The following is a 239-nucleotide window of genomic DNA, read 5'->3' as shown; positions in this document are numbered from 1 at the left end:
CCGAACACCTGATCACGCACCCGGATCGGCACACCCAGGAACGTGTTCATCGGCGGATGATGCGCCGGAAAACCGTACGACGACGGATGCTCGGACAGCTTCCCCAGCCGCAACGGCTCCGGATGCCGGATCAGCTCACCCAGAATCCCGTGCCCCTCCGGGAACGGACCGATCCGGGCGATGACGTCCTCGCCCACCCCGACGGTGTGGAAGGCGGACAGCCGCTTGCCGTCAGGGCC

At 67.4% G+C, this 239-nt stretch carries 1 protein-coding gene; it reads right to left on the bottom strand.

The genetic code is table 11. The features are described from left to right. On the bottom strand, positions 1-239 hold a 239-nt coding region (locus tag R2S09_RS40450), incomplete at both ends, for a GAF domain-containing protein (protein WP_316746306.1).

The sequence above is a fragment of the Streptomyces sp. MK7 genome (genome assembly GCF_032658145.1).
Classification (GTDB): Bacteria; Actinomycetota; Actinomycetes; order Streptomycetales; family Streptomycetaceae; genus Streptomyces; species Streptomyces spiralis.
Note: the sequence above shows the minus strand (reverse complement) of the source record. Positions and strands in the feature narration are given on the sequence as shown.